Raw genomic sequence first — 300 nt, 5'->3', positions numbered from 1 at the left:
ATCGATCCCATCGTCCTCAAATCCCTCAAACGCAGAATCAAATCCGAACAAAAGGAACTCGCCGCCATCCGTCTCCGCATCAACGCCATCATCAAATCCAGCGCCACCATCAGGAGGAGCGACCAGCTCATCCGCTCCATCCCCGGCATCGGTGAAATTAGCAGTCACATCATGCTCGCCGAGATCCCCGATATCGCGCTCTTCGGCAACGCCCGCCAGCTCGCCGCCTGGGCCGGAGTCACCCCGTGCCACTTCGTCAGCGGCACCTCGGGTCGCCCCACCACCCCCATCACCAAAGTC

1 protein-coding gene is annotated in these 300 nt (G+C 61.0%); it reads left to right on the top strand.

From position 1 onward, the window contains the following. Positions 1–171 precede the first annotated feature (171 nt). Positions 172–300 (top strand): transposase (locus tag JIN85_RS22530; protein ID WP_425494642.1); only part of this gene is annotated, 129 nt, incomplete at its 3' end.

The sequence above is a fragment of the Luteolibacter pohnpeiensis genome, assembly GCF_016595435.1.
GTDB classification, from domain to species: domain Bacteria; phylum Verrucomicrobiota; class Verrucomicrobiia; order Verrucomicrobiales; family Akkermansiaceae; genus Luteolibacter; species Luteolibacter pohnpeiensis.
Note: the sequence above shows the minus strand (reverse complement) of the source record. Positions and strands in the feature narration are given on the sequence as shown.